Below are 1,735 nucleotides of genomic sequence, written 5' to 3' on the forward strand. Positions count from 1 at the left end.
AACTATATGATTATGTAAATTGGTATAATAATAAAAGGATTCATGGGTCTCTGGGGTATTTAACACCAGTGGAATACAAAACTTTGATGTCCGAGAAAATAGTGTCCTAAAAGGGGTTGCCGATCCATAACGATTTTCATTCTACAGCTCTACAAATGTTATTTGTAGTAACTGTCTTTCAGTTTAGGTAAGCCTATTTACCTGTGAAACTATAAGATCTTAGTTTCTAAGTCATCAGTATCATTTTAGTTTATGTAAAGTGATTGTTAAATATATTGAAGAGAAAATATTAGATTGGAATTCTAATTACTAGAAATGTGTTTCGATAACTTGTAATGAAGATATAATATTAGATAGAGTTTTAAGATTTTATGTAAAAAATCAAAATATTTACATAGTTCCAAATAATATTTTTGAATTGGAGGTGACTATTTGAAGGAAATTAATAAAATATGAGTAAACCAATATTGTCAATTTGTATTCCTACATATAATAGAGCAGATAAGGTTCTAAAATGCATCTTGTCTTCACTAGAAGTTGTATCAAATGAAATAGAAGTTTTTGTCTGTGATAATGGTTCAGAAGATGATACATGGAATGTTCTAAATTCTATCATTGATAATCGATTGCGTATTATTAGAAATAGTGTAAATTGTGGTTTTGCTTTAAATTTACTACGTGTAGTAGAAGAGTCAAAAAGTAATTTCGTATTTTTAATGAGTGATGATGATCTCGTAAATCCTAAGTTTATAGATTCTATTATCGAAGAACGTTTGTTGGAATCATCTAATCTTGGCTTGATTTATGGAAGTATTTATTCCATTGGAGATAAGAATTATTACAGTAAATATAACGATACAGTATGTAGAGGTTCTTTAGCATATAAAAGATGTGCAATAAAGCATCCTTATATGTCGAGTATGCTATTTTCAAAGTCTGAAATTGACTTTGAGCGACTTCGTTCATATATAAAAAATGAAAAACATTTTATGTATCCACAAGAAGTAATGGTTTTAATGATCTTGAACAGACAAAAGGAGGCTATCTTAAGATCTGACATTGCATGTTATCAAGGAGAACCTGGGAAATCGTTTATTGAAGATGAGACAGAATATTTTAATTATTCACAAAGAATAGAGTTAGTTGCACAATATATAAGAATTAGTGATGATATTTCTTTGAATAGAAATCTGTCAAGAATACTATACAAGAACTTAGCAGATATTGTTGTACAAGTATTATTTGATAAAATCGCTTGGGGAAACTTAAAATCATTCAAGCTAAAATTAAAGAAGATAGGTTTCTACATTTCTGTTTTAAAGATAAAAGGTGTTGGCCTTTATCTTGGTGTTAGGTTTCTATTAAGAGTATTACGCACAAGTTCTTTTGTAAAAATAATAATGAAAATTAAAAGTCTGATTAAATCGTCGTAATCATTATAAGGATCATCTTAATAAGTTCATAAAGATAAAAGAAGTTATTTGTTGACATATCTATACGATTTTTAAAATTATCAAAAGGGAGATAGTGTTTGATTTAATCAATTTAGTGATCAAAATGGGCTTTCGAGAATATTGAAGTATGTATCTACAAATCCAATATTTTTAGCCCACATTCTGCAATTGGAATATCAGTTGGATGGTTCATATCTATATAAACAGCATATTAATTCAGAAAACAGGAGATCATTATATTTCATATGTTGAATTCCGTAGATTATTGGACTATATATAAA

Annotated in this window: 2 protein-coding genes; both read left to right on the top strand. The window is 28.0% G+C overall.

Translation table 11 applies throughout. The features are described 5' to 3' along the window. On the top strand, positions 1-110 hold a 110-nt coding region (locus DV872_RS25985; protein WP_147283199.1), incomplete at its 5' end, for an IS3 family transposase. A 342-nt stretch (positions 111-452) separates the two neighbouring features. After that, on the top strand, positions 453-1,433 hold the full coding sequence (locus tag DV872_RS25990; protein WP_114632886.1) for a glycosyltransferase family 2 protein: 981 nt from the start codon (positions 453-455) through the stop codon (positions 1,431-1,433). Positions 1,434-1,735: the final 302 nt, after the last annotated feature.

Origin of the sequence: Oceanispirochaeta sp. M1 (genome assembly GCF_003346715.1) — a bacterium.
GTDB lineage: Bacteria > Spirochaetota > Spirochaetia > DSM-2461 > DSM-2461 > Oceanispirochaeta.